This window comes from Vibrio sp. Vb0349 (assembly GCF_033338975.1).
Genome location: NZ_JAWOTS010000295.1, coordinates 1 through 1,211, shown reverse-complemented (window position 1 = coordinate 1,211; position 1,211 = coordinate 1). Strand labels below are relative to the sequence as shown.

Below are 1,211 nucleotides of genomic sequence, written 5' to 3'. Positions count from 1 at the left end.
CTTTGAGCTCAATGGAATAGCTTAAGGTCCATTGTTGGCTTTATTTGATAAAAGATGCTTGGCGGACTTGTCGTTTTACTTGCCGAATGTCTGAATATGCTTGATATAGAAGCGTTCCGAACGGGGATGTTCCTTAAGCCTACACTATAAACTTTTCCGAGTGATAAACAGAGGAGGGGTGAGATGGAAAGAATCCTTTAGAGCACAAATAAAGACACTAGTTTTTGTGTTGAAAAGAGTATTGTGTTGCAAACCAAGAGGTGCTTAACTCTAGATCCCTAAGTAACAGAGGTATAAATAATTAATGGACGACCCCTTTAGTCGACTGAACCCTTCTCCGTATCGCTTCCATTCTCAGGAGGCATACTCATGTTAGAACTTTTCATGCAGCCCGAAGCATGGGTGATATTTGCCACCTTATTTGCTCTCGAAGTTGTTTTAGGCGTAGATAACGTCGTTTTTATTTCCGTTTTATGTGAAAGATTGCCATCCCACCAGAGAAAGCTTGCACGAAACCTAGGTATTGGTCTTGCGGTGTTAGCGCGTATTGGATTGGTGTTTTCTATCACATGGATCATGCAACTTACACAACCACTATTTAGCGTTGCAAACCATGCAGTGACAGGTCGAGATATGATAATGATCTTGGGTGGTGCGTTTTTGTTAGCGAAAAGCTTAAAAGAGCTTTGGAGCTGGTTAACTCACAATGAAACCAATCACTCTACCCATGTGCGCACGGGATTGGCGGTGGTTTTGTTACAAATCGTTGCGGTTGATGCGGTATTCTCGATGGATTCTGTCATCACTGCAGTCGGTTTAACAAGTGAAGTACCGCTTATGGTTGCTGCAATTATTGCCTCTGCATTGGTCATGGTTATGACTGCTGAAAAGATCAATAACCTAGTTACCCGTTACCCTGGTTTCAAAACCTTAGCGCTACTGTTCCTAGTATTGCTGGGTGGCTTGCTGATGGCCGAAGGCTTCGCAATCCATATCAATAAAGGGTATGTGTACTTTGCGATGGCGTTTGGTTTGGTGCTGGAACTGTGTCATATCCAACTAAAGAACAAACAGCGCCGAACTATCCAGCGAATCAGACCAATGCATCAACCAACCGTGATTTATGGTGCCCAATAACTTGCTAATTTAGCCGCTCAAGAGGGCGGCTTTTTGTGTGCTTTTCTTTCAATTTTATTTACTGATTCAGAATT

At 42.7% G+C, this 1,211-nt stretch carries 1 protein-coding gene; it reads left to right on the top strand.

The genetic code is table 11. From position 1 onward, the window contains the following. Positions 1-369: 369 nt before the first annotated feature. On the top strand, positions 370-1,137 hold the full coding sequence (locus R7Q47_RS25310; RefSeq protein WP_140373598.1) for a TerC family protein: 768 nt from the start codon (positions 370-372) through the stop codon (positions 1,135-1,137). The last annotated feature ends 74 nt before the right edge of the window (positions 1,138-1,211 follow it).

What these genes read in the sequence shown, in the direction of transcription:
- R7Q47_RS25310 (WP_140373598.1), top strand. Translation starts at nt 370, where the DNA reads ATGTTAGAACTTTTCATGCAGCCCGAAGCATGGGTGATATTTGCCACC.